Genomic DNA, 22,128 nt, shown 5'->3' with positions numbered 1-22,128 from the left:
TCCCTCGCGAATTTACGGGGCATGGTGTCCCTCGAACGTCCTACCATTGGCGGAAATAGTCGTAGCGACGGAGGGAAACCATGACCGAGCGCGATGATGTGACAGGTCTGCCCAATTTACTGACAACCACGGGACGGGTCGCTCCGGTGCGATCCAGGAAACCCGTCTACCTGGATATGCTGCCCCCCTGCAATGCGGGATGCCCTGCGGGGGAGAACATCCAGGAGTGGTTGCGCCTGATAAAAGCGGGTCAGCACGAGGCGGCCTGGCGGCAGCTCACCGCCGACAACCCCTTCCCGGCCATTCACGGCCGTGTCTGTTACCACCCCTGCGAGACGGCCTGCAACCGCAAGGATCTCGACGCGGCCGTCTCCATCCATTCGGTCGAACGTTATCTGGGGGACCTGGCCCTGGAGCGCGGCTGGCGGTTCGAGACGCCGAGCCGCGACTCCGGGCGGCGGGTGTTGATCATCGGCGCCGGGCCCTCTGGGCTGTCAGCCGCCTACCACCTGCGCCGCCTCGGTCACGAGGTGGAGATCCACGACTCCGCCGACGCCCCCGGCGGCATGATGCGTTACGGGATCCCCGAGTACCGGCTGCCTCGCGACGTCCTGGATGCCGAGGTGGCGCGCATCACCGACATGGGGGTGGTGATCCGCAACAACACGCCGGTCACCGACCTGCTCGCCACGCAGGTGGCGGGTCGTTTCGACGCGGTGTTCGTGGCCATCGGTGCCCACCTGTCCAAACGCGTGGATATTCCCTCGGCCGACGCCACCAGGATGGTCGACGCAGTCAGCTTCCTGCGTGACGTCGCCAAGGGCGAGAGGCTCGTCATCGGACGCCGGGTCGCGGTCTACGGCGGCGGCAACACCGCCATGGACGCGGCCCGCGTGGCCCGTCGCCTGGGCGCCGAGGAGTCGGTGATCGTCTACCGCCGCACCGTGGAGCAGATGCCCGCCCACACCGAGGAACGCGAGAGCGCGGAGCAGGAGGGGGTGAGGATGAACTGGCTGCGGACCATCACCGAGATGGGTGAGGAGGACCTGACCGTCGAGATCATGGAACTCGACGAGGAGGGCAGGGCGCACGGCACCGGGCGATTCGAGAAACTCGCCGCCGACACCGTGATCCTGGCCGTCGGGCAGGAGGCCGACACCGGTTTCCTCCACGCCATCCCCGGCATGATCTTCGACCGGGACGTGGTGCGGGTCGATCCCGACACCCTCATGACGAACGTTCCCGGCATCTTCGCGGGAGGCGACATGGTGCCGAGCGAACGCACCGTCACCGTCGGTGTCGGGCACGGCAAGAAAGCGGCCCGCTGCATCGACAAGTGGCTGAACCTCGACGTCGCCCCGCGCGACCCGAAACACCCGCTCGTCCACCTCGACCAGATGAACCTGTGGTACTTCGGCGGTCATACCCGGCGGGTCCAGGCCGAGCGGGCCCCCGAGACGCGCGTGTCCGACTTCGGTGAGATCGTCGCGGGCCTCAGCCCGAAGGAGGCCGAGTTCGAGGCCCGGCGTTGCCTGTCCTGCGGCAATTGCTTCGAGTGCGACGGCTGCTACGGCGCCTGCCCGGAGGACGCCGTCATCAAACTCGGGCCCGGCAACCGGTACCGCTTCGACTACGAACGCTGCACCGGATGCGCCACCTGCTACGAGCAGTGCCCCGTGCACGCCATCGAGATGATCCCGGAGGGCCAGCGATGAACCAGCGCACCATCATCGACGGCAACGAGGCCGCCGCCGACGTCGCCTACCGGCTGAGCGAACTCTGCTCCATCTACCCGATCACCCCCAGTTCCACCATGGCCGAACTGGCCGACGAGTGGTCCTCCCACGGGCGCAGGAACGTCTTCGGCACTGTGCCCACCGTCGTCGAGATGCAGTCCGAGGGAGGCGCGGCCGGAGCCATGCACGGCGCCCTCCAGGGCGGGGCCCTGTCCACCACCTTCACCGCCTCGCAGGGCCTGCTGCTGATGATCCCCAACATGTACCGGATCGCCGGGGAGCTGACCTCCACGGTCTTCCACGTCGCGGCGCGTTCCCTGGCCGCGCAGGGCCTGTCGATCTTCGGTGATCACCAGGACGTGATGGCCATACGCCAGACGGGCTGCTGCATGCTCAGCTCCGCGTCGGTGCAGGAGGCCCACGACATGGCGGCCGTCGCGCATCTGGCGACCCTGCGCGCCCGGCTGCCGTTCGTGCACTTCTTCGACGGCTTCCGCACCAGCCATGAACTCAACACCCTCGTCAAACTCACCGACGATCAGCTGCGTGAACTGGTTCCCACCGACCTGATCCGCGAACACCGCGCCCGGGCGCTGAGCCCCGAAAACCCGTTCATCCGGGGTACCGCGCAGAACCCGGACACCTACTTCCAGTCCCGCGAGACCGCGAACCGCTACTACGACGCCGTGCCCGGGATCCTCACCGAGGTCCTGGAACGCTTCGAGGAGATCTCGGGCCGTCACTACTCCCTGGTGGAGTACCACGGCCATCCCGGGGCCGACCGGGTGGTGGTGATCATGGGTTCGGGGATAGAGACGATGATCCCTGTGGTCAAGCACCTCAACGAGGCGGGGGAAAAGGTGGGTGCCCTGTTCGTGCGGCTCTACCGGCCCTTCCCGAAAGAACACCTCCTGGCCGCGCTGCCCGCCACCGTGCGGAAGGTCGCCGTCCTGGACCGCACCAAGGAACCCGGATCGGGGGGCGAGCCGCTGTTCCTCGACGTCTCCTCCGCCATCGGGGAATCCGTGGCCCGCGGGGACCGAGAGGTGATGCCGGTGCTGACCGGCGGCCGCTACGGCCTGTCCAGCAAGGAGTTCACCCCCGCCATGGCCAAGGCGGTCTACGACGAGCTGGCGAAGGACCGTCCCCGGCCGCGCTTCACGGTGGGCATCAACGACGACGTCACCCACCTGTCCCTCGATGTCGACCCCGACTTCCAACTCCTCGATCCGCAGACCCACCGCGCCGTGTTCTACGGGCTGGGTTCGGACGGCACCGTCGGAGCCAACAAGAACACCATCAAGATCATTGGTTCCGACCCCGGGACCTACGCCCAGGGCTACTTCGTCTACGACTCCAAGAAGTCGGGTTCACGCACCGTCTCGCATCTGCGATTCGGCCCCAACCCGATCCAGGCGCCGTATCTGGTGACCCGGTCGAACTTCATCGGCTGCCATCACTGGTCGATCCTGGAGCGGGTGGACGTGCTGGAGTTCGCCCAGCCCGGTGCGACGCTGCTGATCAACTCGCCCTATCCGGCGGATCAGGTGTGGGAACAGCTGCCGCGCCCGATGCAGGACAGGATCGTAGAGCTGGGCATCTCCCTTCACGTCATCGACGCCTCCGCGGTCGCGCGGGCCGCGGGCCTCGGGTCGCGCACCAACACGGTGCTGCAGACTTGTTTCTTCGCGATCTCCGGCATCATGCCGCGTGAAGAGGCAATCGAGAAGGTCAAGGCCGCCATCACCAAGACCTACGCCCGCAAGTCGATGGCCATCGTGCAGAAGAACCACGAGGCGGTCGACGCCTCCCTGGCCCACCTGCACGAGGTCCAGGTGCCCGCCAGCGCGACGGGGCAGCGGGACCTGATCCCGCCCGTCCCGTCGGATGCCCCGCCGTTCGTGCGGGAGGTCACCGCGACGATGCTGGCCGGGCGCGGTGACGAGCTGCCGGTCTCGGCGCTGCCCGTCGACGGTGCCTATCCGTCGGGGACCACCCGCTACGAGAAACGCAACATCAGCGAGATCATCGCGGTGTGGGACAACGAGGCCTGCATCCAGTGCGGGAACTGTTCCTTCGTGTGTCCGCACGCCGTGCTGCGAGCCAAGTACTACCCCTCCGAGGTGACCGAGAACGCCCCCGATGGTTTCCTCAGCCAACCGCTCGACGCCGCGGGACTGCCCGACACCAGCTACACGCTGCAGGTCTACGCCGAGGACTGCACAGGCTGCGGGTTGTGCGTGGAGGCCTGTCCCGTGCGGCCCGCCGGGCAGCCGAACCGGCGCGCCATCAATCTGGAGCCGGTGCTGGAACGGGAAAAGGAGAAGGAAGCGGTCAGGTTTTTCGAGACCATTCCGCTCAACGACCGCCGCAACGTGGACTTCGGCACCGTCCGTGGCACCCAGTTCCTGGAGCCGTTGTTCGAGTTCTCCGGGGCCTGTGCCGGGTGCGGTGAAACCCCGTACCTGAAGCTGCTGACCCAGCTGTTCGGGGATCGCGTCACCGTCGCCAACGCCACCGGCTGCTCGTCGATCTACGGTGGCAACCTGCCCACCACCCCGTGGGCGAAGAACGCCCGGGGACGCGGGCCGGCGTGGTCGAACTCGCTGTTCGAGGACAACGCCGAGTTCGGGCTCGGGCTCCGGCTGGCCGCCGACCTGCACCGGGACATGGCGCGCCGCCTCTTGGAGGAGCTGCGCCCCGAGATCGACGACGACGAACTGATCGATTCGCTGCTGGCCGCGAAGCAGCGCATGGAATCGGGTCTGGCCCGGCAGGCCGCCCGGGTCGACCGTCTCAAGGCGCGGCTGGCGGAGCTGGAGGGCCCGAAGATCGAGGACCTCAAGAGCGTCTGCGACCATCTGCTGCGGCGTTCCGTGTGGATCGTCGGCGGCGATGGCTGGGCCTACGACATCGGTTCCTCCGGTGTCGATCACGTGCTGGCCTCGGGCCGCAACGTCAATGTGCTGGTGCTGGACACCGAGGTGTACTCCAACACGGGAGGCCAGGCGTCCAAATCCACCCCGCTGGGGGCTGTCGCGAAGTTCGCGTCCGCGGGCAAGCACACCAACAAGAAGGACATGGCCATGCAGGCGATGGCCTACGGGTCGGTGTACGTGGCCCGGGTGGCGATGGGTGCGGACCCGCAGCAGACCTTGAAGGCGTTCCGCGAGGCGGAGGCCTACGAGGGGCCGAGCCTGATCATCGCCTACAGCCACTGCATCGCCCACGGCATCGACACCCGCAAGGGTCTGGAGCAGCAGTACCGTGCCGTCAACTCCGGGCACTGGCCGCTGATGCGTTACAACCCGGTGATCCGGGAAACCGGTGGCAACCCCTTCCTGCTCGACAGCCCCCGGCCACGCCTGAAGCTGCGCGAGTACCAGAACGCCGAGCTGCGCTACAAGGTGCTGCACGCCGCCGACCCGGAGGAGGCGGATCGTCTCATCGACATCGCGCAGGCGCAGGTGGACCGGCGCTGGGCCGAGTACGAGGAGTTGGCGCTGCGGGGCGCGGAGAAGTTCGCCGCCGACCCGCGCAAGGAGGAATCATGGCAGAGCTGAGGAGCAGCTACCTGGGGTTGGAACTGCGCAACCCCGTCGTCGCCTCGGCCGGGCCGCTGAGCCAGAACGTCGAGGACATCAAGGCGCTGGCGGACGCAGGGGTCGGGGCCGTGACCATGTTCTCCCTGTTCGAGGAGCAGCTGTTCCGCGACGCGGAGCGGCTGGTGGAACTGGAGGAACAGTTCGCCGACATCACCCCGGAGGCCACCAGCTTCTTCCCGGAGGTGCCACGGGCCGAGACCGATGCCGTCACGAGTTACCTGCGGCTCGTCGAGAAGGGCGCCCGGGCCATCGACGTGCCGCTGATCGCATCCCTCAACGGCGCCTCCCGCGGGGGTTGGGTGCACTCGGCACGCAGCCTGCAGGACGCGGGGGCGGCGGCCCTGGAGCTCAACATCTACTACGTCTCGGGTGATTTCGCCCTGGGAGGCGATGAGGTGGAGCAGCGCCACCTCGACATCCTCCGGGCCGTGAAGTCGGAGGTGGACATCCCGGTCGCGGTGAAACTCAGCCCGTACTTCTCGTCGGTCGGCGCGATGTGTCAGCGTCTCGACCGGGCCGGGGCCGATGGACTGGTGCTGTTCAACCGGTTCCTGCAGCCCGACATCGACCTGGAACGACTGGAGGTGGTCAGCGGGGTGACGCTGAGCTCACCCGTGGACGCCCGCCTGCCACGGACCTGGATCGCCGTGCTGCACGACCACGTGGAGGCGTCGCTCGCGGCCTCGTCCGGGGTGGATCAGCCGGAGGACGTCGTGAAGTACCTGCTGGCCGGGGCCGATGTGGTCTGCACCACCTCGGCGCTGGTGCGTCACGGCATCGGGCACGCCACCCGCCTGGTCGAAGGGCTCGATGCCTGGCTCGACGGCAGGAGGCTCACCCTGGACCAGGCCCGTGGGATGCTGGCCGTGCCGAGCCACACCCCGGCCGATGTCTACGAGCGCGCGGGGTACGTCGCCGCGCTGGAGAAGGCGAAGACGACCTACGGGTCGCTGTCCTGACAGGGGTGCGCCCCGCGACGCCGGTCGGGTTCTCACGGCCCGGCCGGCGTCGCTGTTCTCCGTGATTCGGCCGTCTCGCGTTCGCGCACATGTTTTCCATGTAATTGAGTTACATGTAATGTTTCCCGGGTGAAGGAAACAGCAGCACCCCTCGGGGACCACGGAGCCCTCTTCGAAGCGCTCCTGCACGCGGAGGTGGCGCTGTGGAACCGGCTCGAGAAGGACCTCTGGCGGACCGCGAACTCCGCCACCCTGGCGCGTTACCTCGTCCTGAAACAGATCGACGCGTCAGCGGCCGAGGGCGGTCCCCGGGTCCAGGACATCGCCCGGCGTCAGCACACCACGGTCGGCGCGGCCTCGCGGCTCGTCGACCGCCTGGTCGGTGATGGGCTCGTGGTCAGGACTCCCTGCCCCAGGGACCGGCGCTCCTGCCGCCTGAGCCTCACCGACAAGGGACGGATGCGGATGGAGAGCGCGGCCGGAACCTTCGAGAACACCCTGCGCACGGTGCTCGCCGGTTTCCGCCACGAGGAGTTGGTGGTGCTCACCCGAGACCTGATCCGGGTGGCCGCCGGCGCCGGTCAGCGGGCCGATGTCGTTCCGGCCATGCAGGGCGCCCGCCTCGACGAGCCCCTCCCCGGCGGCGGGTTCGTCGCCCTGACCAACGAGAACGGAGCCGAGTCATGATCCGGTTCGAGGACGTACGAAAGATCTATCCGGACGGTACCGTCGGGGTCGGGGGCGTCACCCTCGACATCGCCGAACACTCCACGACCGTGCTGCTGGGCTCGTCCGGATCCGGCAAGACCACGCTGATGCGGATGGTCAACAAGATGGTGACGCCCACCTCGGGCGTCGTGCTGCTGGCCGGGGAGGACGTCGCGGTGCAACCGACGGTGGCGCTGCGGCGCTCCATCGGTTACGTCCTGCAGGATGGCGGGTTGTTCCCGCACCGCCGCGTCGTCGACAACATCGCCACGGTCCCGATCCTTGACGGGGTTCCCAAGGCCAGGGCGCGTGAACGTTCCCTGGAGCTGATGGACATGGTCGGGCTCGACCGCGACCTGGCCGAGCGTTTCCCCTCACAGCTCTCCGGTGGGCAGCGGCAGCGCGTCGGAGTCGCCCGGGCGCTCGCCAACGACCCCAAGGTCCTGCTCATGGACGAACCCTTCGGCGCCCTCGATCCGCTGGTCCGCGCCGACCTGCAGCGGGAACTGCGCGACCTGCAGCGACGCCTGGGAACCACCATCCTGTTCGTCACCCACGACGTCGACGAGGCCTTCCTCCTCGGCGACCAGGTGGCGGTGCTGCGCACCGGCGGCGTCCTGGCGCAGGTCGGCACCCCGGAGGAGCTGCTCTCCAACCCGGCCGATGAGTTCGTCGCCGATTTCGTCGGGGCGGATGCGGGTCGTCGTCAGCTGCGAACCATCGAACGCAACGGCTCCAGGCTCGTGATCGACGCCGAGGGACGGCCCCTGGGCTCCCTCCGGGCCGACGACGGCGGGGGAAACCGGGACAGGGAGTCGTCGTGACCTGGCTGATCAACAACCTCGGGCAGGTGGGCAGCTACTTCCTGATCCATACCCTGCTCTCGCTGAGCGCCATCGTCGCGGCCGCCGTGCTGTCGGTGCCGCTGGCCCGGTTGGCGGTCGCGACCCGGCGCTTCGGAGGCCTTCTGCTCGGTGCCTTCTCGCTCCTGTACGCGGTTCCCTCCCTCCCGATGCTCGTGGTGATCCCGGTCATCCTGGGGGTGCCGGTGCGCTCCCCGCTGAACATGGTGATAGTCCTCACCCTGTACGGGATCTCGGTACTGGTCACCCAGGTGGCGGAGGCATTTCGTTCCCTGCCGGAGGAGGTCGTCGAGGCCGCGAACGCCCTCGGGGTCGATCCGTGGCGGCGATTCTGGCAGATGGAGTTGCCGCTCGCCGTGCCGGTGCTGATCGCGGGGCTGCGCGTGGTGGCCGCCTCCACGGTGTCCCTGGTCACGGTTGGCGCGCTGGTCGGGGTGCAGTCGCTCGGCACCCTGTTCACCGACGGTTTCCAGCGGCAACTGGTCGAATCGCTGCTGACCGGGCTCGGTGCGACCCTGCTGCTCGCCCTGATCTTCGATCTGCTCGTCGTGCTGCTCGGCAGGGCCCTGACCCCGTGGGTCCGCAAACAGAAGCAGGTGACGGCATGAATCTCTTCCTCGACGCCCTCGGCTGGCTGTTCACACCCGAGAACTGGGACGGGGACAGCGGCATCTCGTCACGACTGCTGCAACACCTCGCCTTCACCCTCACCGTGGTCGCCGTGGCCTGCGTGGTGGCGCTCCCGGCCGGGGTAGCCATCGGCCATACGCGGCGCGGGGTGGCGGTGGTTCCCATGGTCACCGCGTCGGCCCGCGCCCTCCCGACCCTCGGCCTGTTGACGCTGGTCGGCCTGTGGTCCGGCCTGGGGCTGGTGGCTCCCTTCTGCGCGTTGCTGGTGCTGGCCATCCCCCCGATGCTCGCCGGGGCCTACTCGGGGATCACCTCGGCCGACCCGGTCACGGTGGACGCGGCCCGCGCCATCGGCCTGTCCTCGTGGCAGGTGCTCACCCAGGTGGAGCTGCCCGCCGCCGTTCCGCTGCTGCTCGAGGGGCTGCGATCGACCACCCTCCAGGTCGTCGCCACGGCGACGCTCGCCGCCTACACCGCCGACGTGGGGCTGGGGCGGTTCCTCTTCACCGGCCTCAAGACCCGCGACTACGCGCAGATGATCGGCGGCGCGCTGCTGGTCGTCGCCCTGGCTCTCGTCCTGGACCTGCTGCTGGTCCTGGCCAAGCGCCTGGTCACCCGAGAACTCGACCCAAGTACCCAGATCGCTTCCGCGAAGGAGTCCCGATGACATCCAAGACCAAGCTCGCCGCACTCGGAATCGCAGCAGCCCTGGCCCTGGCGGGCTGCGGCAGCGCCTCGAACATCGAGGGAAGAAGCGACGACACGAATTCCTCCGACACCCTGGTGATCGGCTCGCAGGACTACTACTCGAACGAGATCATCGCCGAGATCTACGCCCAGTCCTTGGAGAAGTCGGGCAAGAAGGTGGACCGGCAGCTGAAGATCGGACAGCGGGAGGTCTACATGCCCGAACTCCAGGCCGGGAAGATCGACATCTTCCCCGAGTACAGCGGCAATCTGCTGCAGTACTACAAACCCGAGACCACGGCCCGCACCCCGGAGCAGGTCCACGCGGAACTGGTCGGTGCCCTGCCGGAAGGCCTGAAGGCACTGGAGCAGGCGTCGGCAACCGACCAGGACTCCTACGTGGTGACCAAGGCGTTCGCGGAGCAGTACTCGCTGAAACAGATCGGGGATCTCGCATCGGTGCCGGACCTGAAGATCGCCGGCAACTCCGAGCTGGAGTCCCGCCCCTACGGGCCGAAGGGGCTTCGCGAGACCTACGGGGTCGAGGCCACGATCAAACCCGCCGAGGATGCAGGCGGACCACTCACCGTCAAGGCCCTGCGCGACGGGGACGTGCAGATCGCCGACATCTACACCGCCGCCCCGGTGCTGGCCGACGGCGACCTGGTGGCCCTGGAGGACCCGAAGAACCTGTTCCTGTCCTCCAACGTGGTGCCGATCGTATCCAAGAAGGTGGACGACCAGACCGCGGAGACCCTGAACAAGGTGTCGAAGGAGCTGACCCCCGAGGACCTGATCGCCATGAACAAGCGATCCGTCGACGAGAAGGCGTCGGCCTCGGTGATCGCGGGCGACTGGCTGAAATCCAAGGGCCTGGCCTGAGCAGCAGAATCATCCGACGCGGCCCCCGCCGAGCGCGGGGGTCGCGTCGGACAGTGTGCGGAGGCTTGAACTGGTGCCTGCTCGTTTGGACGGGATCTCAGGGCCGGTATGAACTGCGCCATAAGCCTAACCTGTGGGGTCCGAGGCAGTACCAGGGCTGGCCGGAGTTCCTCTCCGTAGGTTCGCTGTTGTGTGGTTTGCGTGAGTTTCAACCTCACGCAACTTCAGCGCGTCTCATGCGTCGTGGCGATGCCAGCCGGTCAATCCCATCCGCTCGTCCCGGGACCCCCTGTTTTCCTTACGCGGTCGGCTAAGGCCTTTTGTCTTGTTGCGGCCTTGCGCTGATTCACCGCCAGCTCTACCCTCGAGCGAGCAATGATCTGGATCGGTGGATGGTGTTTGATGGGGTGGTGTGAAGCGGGCGCATCTCCCGAGCAGGATCTGGAGCGAATCTGCACTCTGATCAGGGCCGGCGTTGGAGCGTCGGCTCGGGAAGGCATGCCCATGCTCAAGGTGGTCCCCGAGGAGAACGAGTCCAAGAAGCATGCCCCGGCGGCTGGTTGTTGCTCGATGAGCTGGCATGCGAAGGCGCACGGCAGATGTTGACTGCGGTGCTGCAGGCCGTGGTCGCCGCCCACGTCGAGGCCCACGCGCATCTGGCCGATGAGTAAGGCCACCGGCTGGTGGTCAGCAATGGCTTCCACGAGCCGCGGAGGTGCGGTGCGGTCCCGGTGCGCCAGCCGCGAGCTAACGACAAGCGCCTCGAGGAGGAGAGTGGCGAGCGGTACCGGTTTTCCTTTGCGATTCTGCCGGTTTGGGCCAGGAAATCGCCAGGGATGGCCGCGGTGATACCGCTGCTGTATCTGCACGGCTTGCCCTGCGATGACTTCGTGCCGGCGCTGGCGCAGCTCCTCGGGTCGACCGCGGGCCTGTCCGCAGCGACCATCAACCAGGGCCTCGGCAGAGTCGTGGTGTCTGGGGTGTGGCTAGGGGTGATGGGGGTGTGGTGCCTGCGGATTCTGGGATGGTGAGGGTTCCTACACACCTTGTCATCACCAAGAAATCATGAGGACCCACGCGTGTGCTCATCATCCCTCACCATACCTGTCTGCGGCCAGTGGCTGTTGGGTGTGTTCGTCACCATCGCTGACCTTCGGGGTCGTCGTGGTCGCTGCTACGACCTGGCCGGGGTTCTTGCCATCGCCACAGCGGTGGTGTGTGCCGGTGCGGGCGGCCTGGTCGCGGTCGCCGAGTGGGCCGCTGATGTCGGCCGTGATCTCCTGGCCAAGTCGGGGCTGCTGCGCCTGGGGTGTCGAGTAGCGTCGGAATCCACGATCCGCCGGATCCTCCAAGTCCTCGACCCTGATGAACTGTCCGCGATGGTCGGGGCGTGGCTGGCCCGTGACGCCACTCGATGGAAGGGTCGCATGGTGGTGGTTGACGGCAAAAGCCTGCGTGGAGCGAAAATCTCGTGACATGGCAGCGTCGCATCTGCTGGCCGCTGTCACCCGCGGCGGGATCGTGGCCGGGCAACACCAGCCTCCTCGCGAAGACCGGCGAGATCGCCGCCCTACCGGTTCTGCTGGAATCCCTGCCACGCAACAAGATCGTTGTCACCACTGACGCGTTGCACCGCTTCACTGCCTGTACCCTTACCGGGCAGGGTCATGACTACGCGCTGACTGACGGTGAAAGGCATACAGGCCCGCCTGCGGACCGCGCTCAAAACCTTGCACCTGGAAGAACATCCCCGCCCACCACAGCACGACCACTGGTCATGGCCGGCGCGTGAGGCGCACGATCAAGGTCTGTCAGGTCCCTGACCGGATCGACTGGCCGGGTGCCCGTCAGGTCGCACAGTTGCGCCGTACTCGCACCATCGACGGCCGCAAGACCGTGTGGGGGGTGGTCTACCTGATCACATCCCTCGATGCCCACCAGACCAGCCCCGCTGACCTCATCCAGAGCCATTGGGGTATCAAGAACCGGCTGCACTGGGTCAGGGATGTGACCTTCGACGAGGACCGTCACCAGCTCCACACCGGGCACGGCCCCACCCTGATGACCACACTGCGCAACACCGCGATCAGCCTCCATCGCCTGACCGGAACTGTCAACATCACCACAGCCCTCAAACACCACTCCAGAGACCCTCTACGACCACTCCACTAACAAAACTCCTAGTCAACACAGAGAACGAAGGACTTTACCGAGGCCCTGGACCATCAACCGGCTGATCGCCCAGTGATAAGGCGACGCCAAGACATTCGCTCAGCGGTCGCCGGCAGAGTCCGACTACGTCTACCTGTGGGTCGACAGGATCCACCTCACGGTTCGCCTCGAGGCCGGCTAAGGTGTGTCTGCTGGTCATGATCGGCGGGCGTGTGACTGCACCAAGGAACTCATCACCCTAAGCGGCGGGTTCGGCGAGTCCACCGAGTCGTGGGCCGGCTTGCTGCGTGACTGCAAGCGCCGCGGCATTATGCTCCCGTCCTCACGGTCGGCGACGGCGCACTGGGATTCTGGAAGGCGCTGCAAGGTGTGCCCCCCAGATCCGTGAGTTGCGGTGCTGGTTCCATAAGATCGCCAACCTGCTTGACGCGCTGCTGAAGTCCGCGCATCCCGGCGCGAAGGCCGCACTGGCAGAGAACTGGAACACCGAGGACAACACTAGCCGCAGCAACAGCGTCCGCCGGCGGGTATGGGGCGACGTTCCCGAAATGGCTGCGAAGATCACCGACGACCTTGACGTGTTGTCAGCCTTCCACAACTACCCGGGTGAGCGCTGACTCCACTGTGGATCACCAATCCGATCGAGTCGGCCTTCCCCATCGTCCAGCTTCGGCAACAAGTCGCCGAAGATTCCCAGGGGTCGCCGGCATCGCGATGGCGTACAAGCTCATCGAGCCCCTAGGCCAGGCGGCGCACGTCAACACATCTCACCTCGTCGCGCTGGTTCGAGCTGGAGCGAAGTTCGAGAAGGGCGTCTTGGCCGAGCGCACCGAGCACCAATCAGGAGGTGACGCTCGCGCCACATGCCAGTCCACAGGTCTTGACTGGTTGCTCTGTTCGAGCTGAGGTCAAGACTTGAAAAGCAGCCTACCCAAGCAAAAATTGTCAACACTTCAAGTAAACTTGACATCAAGGAACTCGCGTGATGTAGCCTGAAAACAGGCAATGACAGAGTTGTCCCGGCAGGCGGGATGGTCGCATTGTGGAAACCTACAGAGAGGAAGCCGATGAGCATGGAATTCAAAGAGTTCGAGGACGCCTACTATGCTCTTCTCACGCGAGCGTGGACGAGCGAGGACTACACGATGGAGATGATGGCAAACCCTGTGCCGGCTCTTCGTGAAGTCGGTTTCAAGGTTCCCGATGGGGTGGAGCTCACGGTCCTCCGCGCTATCGCGGGTGATGGGGATCTCAGCGATCAGTACCGCATGTGGAATGAGGGTATAGAAGCCGGTGCAGTGACGGTTGTCGTCCCCGAGGTGCCCCCGGTTGACTTGGGTGATCTCGGCGAGCTGACCGAGGCCGAGTTGGCCGAGATGCCCGGCGGTACAAGTTACTGTTGCTCCTGTACCCCCTGCTGCACCTGCACCGCCTGATATTCGCGGATAGCCGAGGGGATTTCGCCCCTCGGCTATCGTAAATTGTGTATACCTTTTTGGGTGAGAATTGGGATTTCCCACTCAATTTTAATTTTTCATTTTGGCTAGAGGTGATGAGGGCTCGACGCATGAGTGTGAATGCAGCGAGGCGATCGATTCTCAGGCCGATGTAGTTGTGTTGCATAAATGAGGCAGTCCCAGAGTTGGTTTTGCCATCTGGCCTGTCATGCTCACGTTAAGAGGGTTATTGTGATTGGTGAAGTTTCGGAGTCCGACAAGGTTGCGCGGGTGATGCGCATGCGTCCTCGCCTCCGGGCGAACGTGGACTTGGTCGAACTCGGGAACGGGCGGATGCTGGCGGTTTCGGGGACACGATTCCTTGCTCTTGAGATGGCTCACATGCGCGTCTTGGCATCGCTGCTTGACGGTGAGCACCGTATGACTGAAATCTGGCGCGGCACTAAGGGGGTGATGAGTCCGGCGCTCGTGGTGCGGATTGTGATGATGCTGGAAGCAGTAGGTTTCATCGCCGATGGCCCTGCCGTGTCCGTCGGCGCGGAGGGTGCGTTCTTGGATTCCATCGGCGTGGACTCTCCCATTGGTGGGGTTGCAGTCATGATGCTTGGGTTGGCGGAGCAAACGAGAAAGCTGTGCGAGGCAGCGCTGGATCAGATATGCCGTGAATGGCGCCGCGTGGAGCTAAAATCCCTTGGGCTCGCTGAAGGTGGCGAATCACCCTTGCTGGTCATAACCCCGGACTACCTTGCTGAGGAACTTGCTGAGATAAATCGGGTAATGCTCAAGCTTGATCGCGAGTGGGCGCTCGTTAAGCCTTTCACCGATGAGATCTGGATAGGTCCTGTATTCGGTCGTGAAGAAGGTGCGGCTTGCTGGGCCTGTCTCTCTCAACGATTGAAGGGGCATCGGATCCTGGAAAAGTACGCGGAGCTGGAGACAGGGCGTCGTGTACCAGTGGGGAACCTCCAATCTGGAGTGGCTACATCGATTACCCTTGCGCTCTCCGCCGCCCTGCTCCGATTGGTCGCAGGTGGTCCATCAGATCTACTCAGTATCGAGCTTCCGGAGTTCGCTGTACAGAGCCACGTTGTCACGAAGCGGCCTCAGTGTCCGGTGTGCGGTGACACGCGAGTTGATCCGATTGGATTTGAGCTCGTCTCACGGCCCAAAGGCCGGGATGACTCGGGTCGGCCCTTGAAACGCGTCAAGTCGTTGTCCGAGACGCGTGAATCGCTTGAGCGACACATCTCCCCCTATTCAGGCGTTATCACCAAACTGACGCCAATCGACTCTGATAGTGATCTCTACTTCTCGGCTGCGGCGGGACATGACTTTGCACCTTCCCGCACCGACTTTAGTCTTCTCGTGAAGACGCTGCGCGGTAGCCTCTCTGGCGGGAAGGGTAGAACTCCCCGGCAGGCAGAGGTCAGCGCCTTGTGTGAGGCGGTTGAACGTGGTTTGACCATGTACACTGGTGATGAGCCTGTCGTCACAGCCACTTATCGGGAAGTGGCGGATTCGGCGATCGAACCCTCCCTGTTGCTCGGTTTCTCTGACCATCAGTATTTGAACAGAATTGCTTTAAACGAGGGTAATCCCAGCAAATACGCCTTCATTCCAAACCGGATTGACCCTGATGCTGTCATCGACTGGTGCTGGGTTAAAGATGTGGGGAGTGGGCCCAATAGGCTTGTGCCGGCTTCCTACTGCTATTACGGTCACCCGGACCTCTACTCGAGGTGCTATTGTTTGGCGGACTCCAATGGGTCGGCAGCTGGAGGAGTGTTGGAGGAAGCGATTGTCAGTGGATTCAGCGAACTGATCGAGCGGGACTCCGTTGGCATCTGGTGGTACAATCGAGTTCGTTGTCCTGGATTGGACCTTGATAGTATCGATGATTCCTACCTGATGGCCCTTCGGCAGGAACATAAGCGTATGGGGCGCGAGGTCTGGGCGCTGGATCTCACCACCGACTCCTCGATTCCGTGCTTTGCCCTGTTGTCGGCACGGCTCGACGGCTCTCCCGAAGACATCATCGTTTCATTCGGCTGTGATCTTGATCCCAAGCTCGCCTTGGATGCGGCTTTGGATGAGTTGAATCAGTTTTTGCCTTGGGTGTCAAGAGATGAAAATGGTGTGACTCGATATAGAGGTGTAGAGCCGGAGGCGGTGGACTGGTTCCAGAATGCCACTGTGTCATCAGATCCTTATCTCCTCCCTTCGGAGACATTACCATTCACCCGCTTGGATCAGATCCACGGCCTACGTACCGATGACTGCCTCAAGGACATCCAAGTGTGCAAGGATATCGCGGAACGGTTGGGTAGCAGGATGTATGTGATGGATTTGAGTCGCCCTGAGGTGGATGTTGCCGTGGCTAGAGTCATTGTTCCCGGGCTTTGTCACTTCTGGCGACGTCTCGGACCGCGACGTCTGTACGAGGTGCCAGTGGCAATGGGCTATCTGGCTAAGTCTCACTCGGAGGATGAGCTTAATCCTAGGACGGTGTATTTCTGACGGGGTGCTGATTCGTTTCTTGGTCCACTCCTTGAATGTCCGATGAGTTTCAGAAGGTAGGTTTCAATGAGGACTTTTCAACTGGTCTGGGATCACCGGAATGCAGGTCCAGAGAATGATGTGCGTGGATTCTCATTCCGAGGGCGGAGCTTGCGAGTGGGTGATGCGCACCGCGAGGCGATGAAATCCTTCTGGAAGTCTCTTTTGGATGGCCCTGTGGACGCCCAATTGGCGTTGACAGAAGTCGCTGGGCACGGGCTTCCCGTGCTGGCGTATGCGCGATCCCTGCTGAGGGCGCTCTCCGTGGCTGGGTGGTTGCGACAGGAATGTGCCGGGGTGGATGAAAAGGGAGAGTTCGAACGAGTGATAAACTTGGAGCCCATTGCTCCTGCGCCGGGTCGCCTCGGTTTCGGGGCTCAGGAGTCAGTCGGCCTGGAGACGATGTTGTATCTCAAGCGCAGCGTGATGTTTGCAGTGGAAAAAGGCGGGATCATCATGGAGGCTGGCGATGTGCGATACATTGCAGCGATCCAATCAAAGTGGGCCTTAGAACTTCTGTACCTGACTGCAAAGGGATCCTCGATCTCGGAATTGCGGGAAGCTATTCCCGGACTAGAATCGGCTGTCGTGGCTGAAATATTGGGCATGTTGTTTGAAGTGGGCTTCCTGTCTACGGAGCCTCAGGAGGGACCCGCTTTATGGGCACCGTGGGAGATGCTGTTCCACGCTCGGACTAGGGTGGGGCGCTCTGTGGGTGGCTACGGGGGAACCTACCATTTCAAAGGGATCACTGATCCGGCGTCTGGTCTACCACCAGGGCGTGGGGGAGAGCGGATCTCTCTCACGGTCCCGGACATGGAAAGAAGCCTGTCCTTGGTCGCAGCATCGGAATCCCGCCGCTCCATCAGGCAACAAGACCCCCACCGCCCGCTCACGCTGGACCAGCTTGCGGCACTATTGTATCGAGTCCAACGTACAAGAGCGGTGCGGTCTGACGGTGAGAATGGCGATGTGTTGAGCCGTCCCTATCCATCTGGAGGGTCGCTCTACGAACTGGAGATCTATCCCCTCGTCACGAACTGCGCAGGTCTTGAACCCGGGGTTTATCACTACCGTAGCGAGAGTCACGAGCTGGAAAGAGTGTCCGATTTCGACGAGCGTGTGTCCAAGCTTGCCGGACTGATGGGACACACGACTCTCCTTGAGAACCTTCCGCAAGTGGTTCTCCTGATCACTGCTCGGTTTCCTCGCGTTATGTGGAAGTACGAGGGTGTGTCCTACGCTGTGATCCTCAAGAACGTCGGGGTGCTCTACCACGCACTGACCCTTCACGCGACGGATCTGGGCCTCGCGTCGTGTCCTGTCGGTGGAGGCGACTCTGACGTTGTGGCCGACATCTTGGGGAGCGACTATTTCGAAGAAACGACCGTTGGAGAGGTCATTCTTGGATCGATTCCGGATTCGCACGACGTTGTGAGCTTCCGTGAATAGGGCGCCATGTTTGAACAACCTGCCCAGCACTGACGTGGGACGGTTAAAGTCTGAACTGATTGCTGATCGCGCAGTGGTGCGTACAGAATGTGGCCAGGTTAGCCGCGCGATTCATAAGCTGGCTGAGGTGGCTGGTGCCGAGTATGGGAGTCGCGATCGCATGATCGAGGCTGCGTCACGGCTCGGCTGTCAAGTCACTCAAGGCCTTGGACCGTATGAGACTGGTATGAGCGCTACCACGGGGACGGGTAGTTTACATGTTGCGGTGATGGCCGAGTATGATGCGCTTCCGGGTATTGGCCACGCGTGCGGGCACAATCTTGTGAGTGGCGCAAGTCTTGCAGCCTTCATGCTCTTGATGCGTGTGGCGGATCAAATCGACCTGAAGGTGACGCTGTTCGGGACTCCTTCTGAGGAGTTCGGTGCAGCCAAGGTTGAGCTGGCGGAGAGCGGTGCCTTCGACGGGGTGAATTTCGCCATGATGGCTCACCCCGCTCCGAGCGGAGTCGACGCACCACGGATGGCTGCTTTGGCGAGGTACCAAGTGGGTATTGAAAGCGCGGCGTCAGGCCATAGTTCGGCCTATAGTTCGGGCGTCACGGTTTCTGAGGCGTGGCATGTACTGGCTACGGGTCTCGGGCTGCTACCCCGGCAGCTGCCGCGTGGAGCGATAATTGACTGGGAGGTTCTGTCCACATCCGGCTCAGCGGCTGTGCATGCGCGTCGTCTCAAAGCGGACGTCATCCTGCGCGCTTGGGAGGACGCTCATCTCCAGGCGGCTGCGGAGGCGCTTGCGACCACCTGCGGGGCTGTCGCAACGATAACCCGTACCAAAATCGAGTGTTCTTTGGCCCAGCGCTTCATGCCTGCAATGCGGCAGAACGTCGGCTTGGCGCGCCTCTGGCGGGGCAACCGCGCGGCGCTGGGAATGACGAGTCAAGCGGTACCGTTCCCGGCGGCAACGGATCTCGGAGCCCTCTCGCTGCGTATCCCCTGCCTTCACCCATACTTCAACATCGGCTGCTGGCCAGCCAAGAATCATGATCCTGAGTTCACTCAAGCTGCGGTGTCGGAAAGGGCGCATTCAGCGATGGTCAATGCGGGGACTGCAATGGCGATGACGGTGGTTGACGTTGCAGCGGTTGGGTACTCGACTCTCCACGAAAAGAATTATACAGAATCAATCTCAAAGCAGAGGAGCTGACATGACCAAGGTTATTATTCAAACGTATCCCACAGTTGGAAATTTGAAGGAAATGGCAAAGTATCGTCCGATCGGTCGCAACACTGAGATGTTCCAGCGACTTTTGGAGGAGATGCGGGCCTTGGCAGTCGCCGCTGATGCCTTGGGGTACTGGGGAATTTCGCACACCGAGCATCATTTCCATTCCGAAGGAGTTGAGCTGTCCCCTGACCCTGGCCTGTACAATCTGTGGGCTGGCACTGCGACGAAGCGGCTTCATCATGGGCAGCTTGGGTATGTGCTGCCCACGCATGACCCAGTGAGGCTCGCAGAGCGTACTGCGATGATTGACCAGATGCTCCAAGGTCGGTTTTTCGTGGGGTTGGCCCGTGGGTATCAGAGTCGTTGGTGTGACGTTTTGGGTCAAAGAATCGGTGTGGGTGGATCGGATCACGGCGATAAGGAAAGGGATAATCTTAATTGGTCGTTGTTCCGGGAACACTATCGGATCCTGAAGATGGCTTGGACTTGGGACCTTGCGAAGTATCCGGGCACCTATTATCGGATTCCGGCGAGTCGTGAGGAGACACCCCCATGGCAGCCCGCTCAGGGGATGACAGACACCTACGGAGTTCCGGGTGAAGTCGATTCGAATGGGCAGGTCAAGGGTGTTTCTGTTGTCCCGCGCCCATACCAGAAGCCTCATCCTCCGCTGTTCCAGGCGCACTCCATAAGCCCGCGTACGATCGGATGGTGCGCCCGCGAAGGTGTGACTCCCATTATCCAGTTCCCATCCCTCGCTGCGTGTCGTGCGCTTGGGGAATACTATCGGAGGCAGGCGGGCGAGGTAGGCAGGAAGCTGCAACTGGGTGATGGCATGGGACTTATTCGGGTCTTCCACATCGCTGAGGACCGGGGTGCAGCTTTGGCGGCATCCCAGAAATACGACGATCTCATTTGGAATCACTGGTATAGGTATTTCCGTTATCTTGAGCTTTTCCGTCTGCCCGACGAGGAAGGAGAGGTTCCGAAGCCCGGTGAGCTCGTCTCTGAACGTTTGGCGGGAGCCGGAATGTCTATCCTCGGGAGCGTCGATGACGTCAAGCGTGGTGTCGAAAAAACTTTGAACGAGTTTCCTGTGGAGTATCTTGTTTGGCATCTTGCATGGCGGCCGATGCCTGCTGAGGAAGCGATTCGACAGTTGGAACTTTTCTCTACCCATATCATGCCTGAATTCGACTTGGAGTTCGCAGGCGAACAGGACCATTGATGAGGGATTTCGGGACGTCCAAGACATGCAGGCTGTTCGAGTTGACGCCCACCCAGGGTTACACCTACAGCGCGGCATTGGGGTACTTGAGTGCTGTCTGTCAAGCGGATCCGATTGTTGGCACATCTTGGAGCGTGACTCAGGAGGTGCATCAGCTCGCCCCGTTCGACCCGGCTTCCGGGGTGGATGAGGTCATCGCATCCTTGGGACGCGGGCGGGTCCCGGATGTCGTCGGTTTCTCGGTTAGTTTCTGGAACCGTCGACCGTCGTTGGAATGTGCACGGGTCATCAAGCAGAAATGGCCAGATGTGAAGGTTGTCCTCGGAGGAAGCGATGTCAGCTTTCAGGGAGATGTGTTACTCGCGGATGGCTCACCACTGGATTTCATCGTCAATGGGGAAGCCGAGTCTACGATGCCAGAGCTGCTTCACGCGATTGAGCACGATCGTCCTTGGGGGGAGGTGCACGGCATCAGTTATCGCGCGCATGGTGAGGTGCAGACCACGCCACGGCGGGCTTTGATCGCGGATCTGGACTCGATTGCCTCCCCGTTCTTGACTGGGGTGGTTGACCCAAAATCGCTGTCGGAGGCTACGCTCTTAGTCTACGAGTCCAACAGGGGATGCCCGTATTCCTGCGCCTATTGCTTCTGGGGTGGGGCGACGCGAACCGCAATTCGATGCTTCTCCTTGGAACGCATCGAACGCGAACTCGATTTCATTGTCGCGCATTGTCGTCCGCACATGGTGTTTTTTCTCGCGGACGCAAATTTCGGCATCTTGGAACGCGATCTCGATTTGGCGCGGCTTATGGTGGAGGCCTGCGAGCGATATAAAAAGACCATCACATTCAACACGAACTGGACGAAAAAGCCCCGTGAAGCGACTTTAGAGGCGGCCCGCATACTCTACTCAGCCGGTCTGCTTGGAGGAGTCACCGTCTCGGTGCAATCGTTTGATCGGTCCGTCATGCGAAAGGCCAAGCGAATAAACATCAAACCGCCCGCTTATCGCGATCTGCTCGCTCGTCTGCGTTCATGTAACATCGCGACATACACAGACCTCATCTGGGGGCTCCCGGGGCAGACCTACGAGACTCTCCTAGATGATATTGATACGTGTCTGAATGCCGGTGGGTGCCCGGTTGCCTATCCGCTTCTTCTGCTTCCAAACACGGAATTCTTCTCGCCAGAGATGCGTGAGGCATACGCCATGGAGACGGAGCCCATTCCCTCCGATTTGACCACGCCGGCTTTGACGGGCGAGATGGTGGTGGCTCATTCCACGCTTGATAGGGAGAACTGGAAGCGTGGCATGCGTCTCATCATGGGGATGAATCTTTTTTGGAAATGTCTTTTCCGTGCAACAATCACCTATGTTGCAAAGGTTATGAAACTAAAGTATTCACGCATTCTTGATCTGCTAACAGAAGAAATGTATGGAGGAAGCCTTGGAGATCCAGTCGTCGGTGCCCTCTTGGAGGATTTCGAGAGAACGATAGCGGGCTTCCAGCCTCCCCACTCTCAGCGCGCGCTCTCGATGATCGGGGAGAGTGGTCTGCCGGAACAGGCCCATTTCCAAGCGCTTTTGAAGCGTTTTGTTCACGGTGATCCTGGGGAGCGAGCTTTGGGGCATCTTGCTCTCACCCTGCAAAGCTTGGCGCCAGATGTGGAGCTGGCAGGGGCGATGGGGATTGACCGTGTTGCGCGCCTTACGATCCGTTCTAGTCTGAGAGAGGTGGTGCCCTGCGTCGTGGAACTGAGCCCGACGGTCGAAACCGTGCTGATAGGTGCGAGTGTTCTGCCGGTTGCGGAAGGAATAGGTGAGGAGAGACGCTCGTTGCGCTCTGGGGATGTGTCAGATCGTTTCCGATTCCCCGCCTACGCGTTGGCGATTTGGCATGGCGGTGCGAATCCGTTGAAAGACGCTGAACCGGTTATTGAATCAGCAGAAATGCTATGATTGGAGG

The 22,128-nt window shown here is 62.7% G+C and carries 16 protein-coding genes and 2 pseudogenes; all 18 read left to right on the top strand.

The window, feature by feature from the left end:
• Positions 1–80 precede the first annotated feature (80 nt).
• The 18 genes and pseudogenes from E0E39_RS10920 to E0E39_RS10835 all read left to right on the top strand — a co-directional run bounded on the left by E0E39_RS10920 (position 81) and on the right by E0E39_RS10835 (position 22,121).
• Complete coding sequence (locus tag E0E39_RS10920; RefSeq protein WP_130874759.1) at positions 81–1,715, top strand: NAD(P)-binding protein; 1,635 nt, start codon at positions 81–83, stop codon at positions 1,713–1,715.
• Complete coding sequence (nifJ, locus tag E0E39_RS10915) at positions 1,712–5,299, top strand: pyruvate:ferredoxin (flavodoxin) oxidoreductase (RefSeq protein WP_130874758.1); 3,588 nt, start codon at positions 1,712–1,714, stop codon at positions 5,297–5,299. Before E0E39_RS10920 ends, nifJ begins: the two co-directional genes overlap by 4 nt.
• Positions 5,287–6,300 carry a dihydroorotate dehydrogenase-like protein gene (locus tag E0E39_RS10910; protein ID WP_130874757.1) on the top strand — a complete coding sequence of 338 codons (1,014 nt, stop codon included), beginning with the start codon at positions 5,287–5,289 and terminating at the stop codon, positions 6,298–6,300. Before nifJ ends, E0E39_RS10910 begins: the two co-directional genes overlap by 13 nt.
• 129 nt (positions 6,301–6,429) lie before the next feature.
• Positions 6,430–6,987 carry a MarR family winged helix-turn-helix transcriptional regulator gene (locus tag E0E39_RS10905; RefSeq protein ID WP_130874756.1) on the top strand — a complete coding sequence of 186 codons (558 nt, stop codon included), beginning with the start codon at positions 6,430–6,432 and terminating at the stop codon, positions 6,985–6,987.
• Positions 6,984–7,832 (top strand): ABC transporter ATP-binding protein, encoded by an 849-nt coding sequence (locus E0E39_RS10900; protein ID WP_130874755.1) that lies wholly within the window; start codon positions 6,984–6,986, stop codon positions 7,830–7,832. The genes E0E39_RS10905 and E0E39_RS10900 overlap by 4 nt, the downstream gene beginning before the upstream one ends.
• On the top strand, positions 7,829–8,479 hold the full coding sequence (locus tag E0E39_RS10895) for an ABC transporter permease (RefSeq protein ID WP_130874754.1): 651 nt from the start codon (positions 7,829–7,831) through the stop codon (positions 8,477–8,479). The genes E0E39_RS10900 and E0E39_RS10895 overlap by 4 nt, the downstream gene beginning before the upstream one ends.
• On the top strand, positions 8,476–9,168 hold the full coding sequence (locus E0E39_RS10890) for an ABC transporter permease (protein WP_130874753.1): 693 nt from the start codon (positions 8,476–8,478) through the stop codon (positions 9,166–9,168). The genes E0E39_RS10895 and E0E39_RS10890 overlap by 4 nt, the downstream gene beginning before the upstream one ends.
• Positions 9,165–10,070 carry an ABC transporter substrate-binding protein gene (locus E0E39_RS10885; RefSeq protein WP_130874752.1) on the top strand — a complete coding sequence of 302 codons (906 nt, stop codon included), beginning with the start codon at positions 9,165–9,167 and terminating at the stop codon, positions 10,068–10,070. Before E0E39_RS10890 ends, E0E39_RS10885 begins: the two co-directional genes overlap by 4 nt.
• A 560-nt stretch (positions 10,071–10,630) precedes the next feature.
• Positions 10,631–11,023: pseudogene (locus E0E39_RS16415) on the top strand (IS256 family transposase); the annotation flags it as partial.
• 126 nt (positions 11,024–11,149) lie between these two features.
• Positions 11,150–11,545, top strand: coding sequence for a transposase family protein (locus E0E39_RS10875; RefSeq protein ID WP_165444748.1), 396 nt, complete (start codon positions 11,150–11,152; stop codon positions 11,543–11,545).
• A gap of 271 nt (positions 11,546–11,816) precedes the next feature.
• Positions 11,817–12,242: an ISAs1 family transposase gene (locus E0E39_RS10870; RefSeq protein WP_130874749.1), complete on the top strand. Its 426-nt coding sequence runs from the start codon at positions 11,817–11,819 to the stop codon at positions 12,240–12,242.
• An 82-nt stretch (positions 12,243–12,324) separates the two neighbouring features.
• Positions 12,325–13,148 (top strand): annotated as a pseudogene (locus E0E39_RS16815) (transposase); the annotation flags it as partial.
• A 161-nt stretch (positions 13,149–13,309) separates the two neighbouring features.
• On the top strand, positions 13,310–13,678 hold the full coding sequence (locus E0E39_RS10860) for a hypothetical protein (protein WP_130874747.1): 369 nt from the start codon (positions 13,310–13,312) through the stop codon (positions 13,676–13,678).
• 294 nt (positions 13,679–13,972) lie between these two features.
• Positions 13,973–16,216 (top strand): TOMM precursor leader peptide-binding protein, encoded by a 2,244-nt coding sequence (locus tag E0E39_RS10855; protein ID WP_245988479.1) that lies wholly within the window; start codon positions 13,973–13,975, stop codon positions 16,214–16,216.
• Positions 16,217–16,372: 156 nt separating this feature from the next.
• A complete protein-coding gene (locus E0E39_RS10850) occupies positions 16,373–17,707 on the top strand; it encodes a SagB family peptide dehydrogenase (protein WP_165444746.1) in 1,335 nt (444 codons plus the stop codon).
• Between the two features lie 268 nt (positions 17,708–17,975).
• Entirely contained in the window at positions 17,976–18,911 is a 936-nt protein-coding gene (locus tag E0E39_RS10845) for a M20/M25/M40 family metallo-hydrolase (RefSeq protein WP_130874744.1), read from the top strand.
• Position 18,912: 1 nt separating this feature from the next.
• Positions 18,913–20,160, top strand: a complete 1,248-nt coding sequence (locus E0E39_RS10840; RefSeq protein ID WP_130874743.1) for an LLM class flavin-dependent oxidoreductase — start codon at positions 18,913–18,915, stop codon at positions 20,158–20,160.
• Positions 20,160–22,121, top strand: a complete 1,962-nt coding sequence (locus E0E39_RS10835; RefSeq protein ID WP_130874742.1) for a B12-binding domain-containing radical SAM protein — start codon at positions 20,160–20,162, stop codon at positions 22,119–22,121. The genes E0E39_RS10840 and E0E39_RS10835 overlap by 1 nt, the downstream gene beginning before the upstream one ends.
• Positions 22,122–22,128 lie beyond the last annotated feature (7 nt).

The sequence above is a fragment of the [Pseudopropionibacterium] massiliense genome, from assembly GCF_900607225.1.
Taxonomy (GTDB): Bacteria; Actinomycetota; Actinomycetes; order Propionibacteriales; family Propionibacteriaceae; genus Arachnia; species Arachnia massiliensis.
Note: the sequence above shows the minus strand (reverse complement) of the source record. Positions and strands in the feature narration are given on the sequence as shown.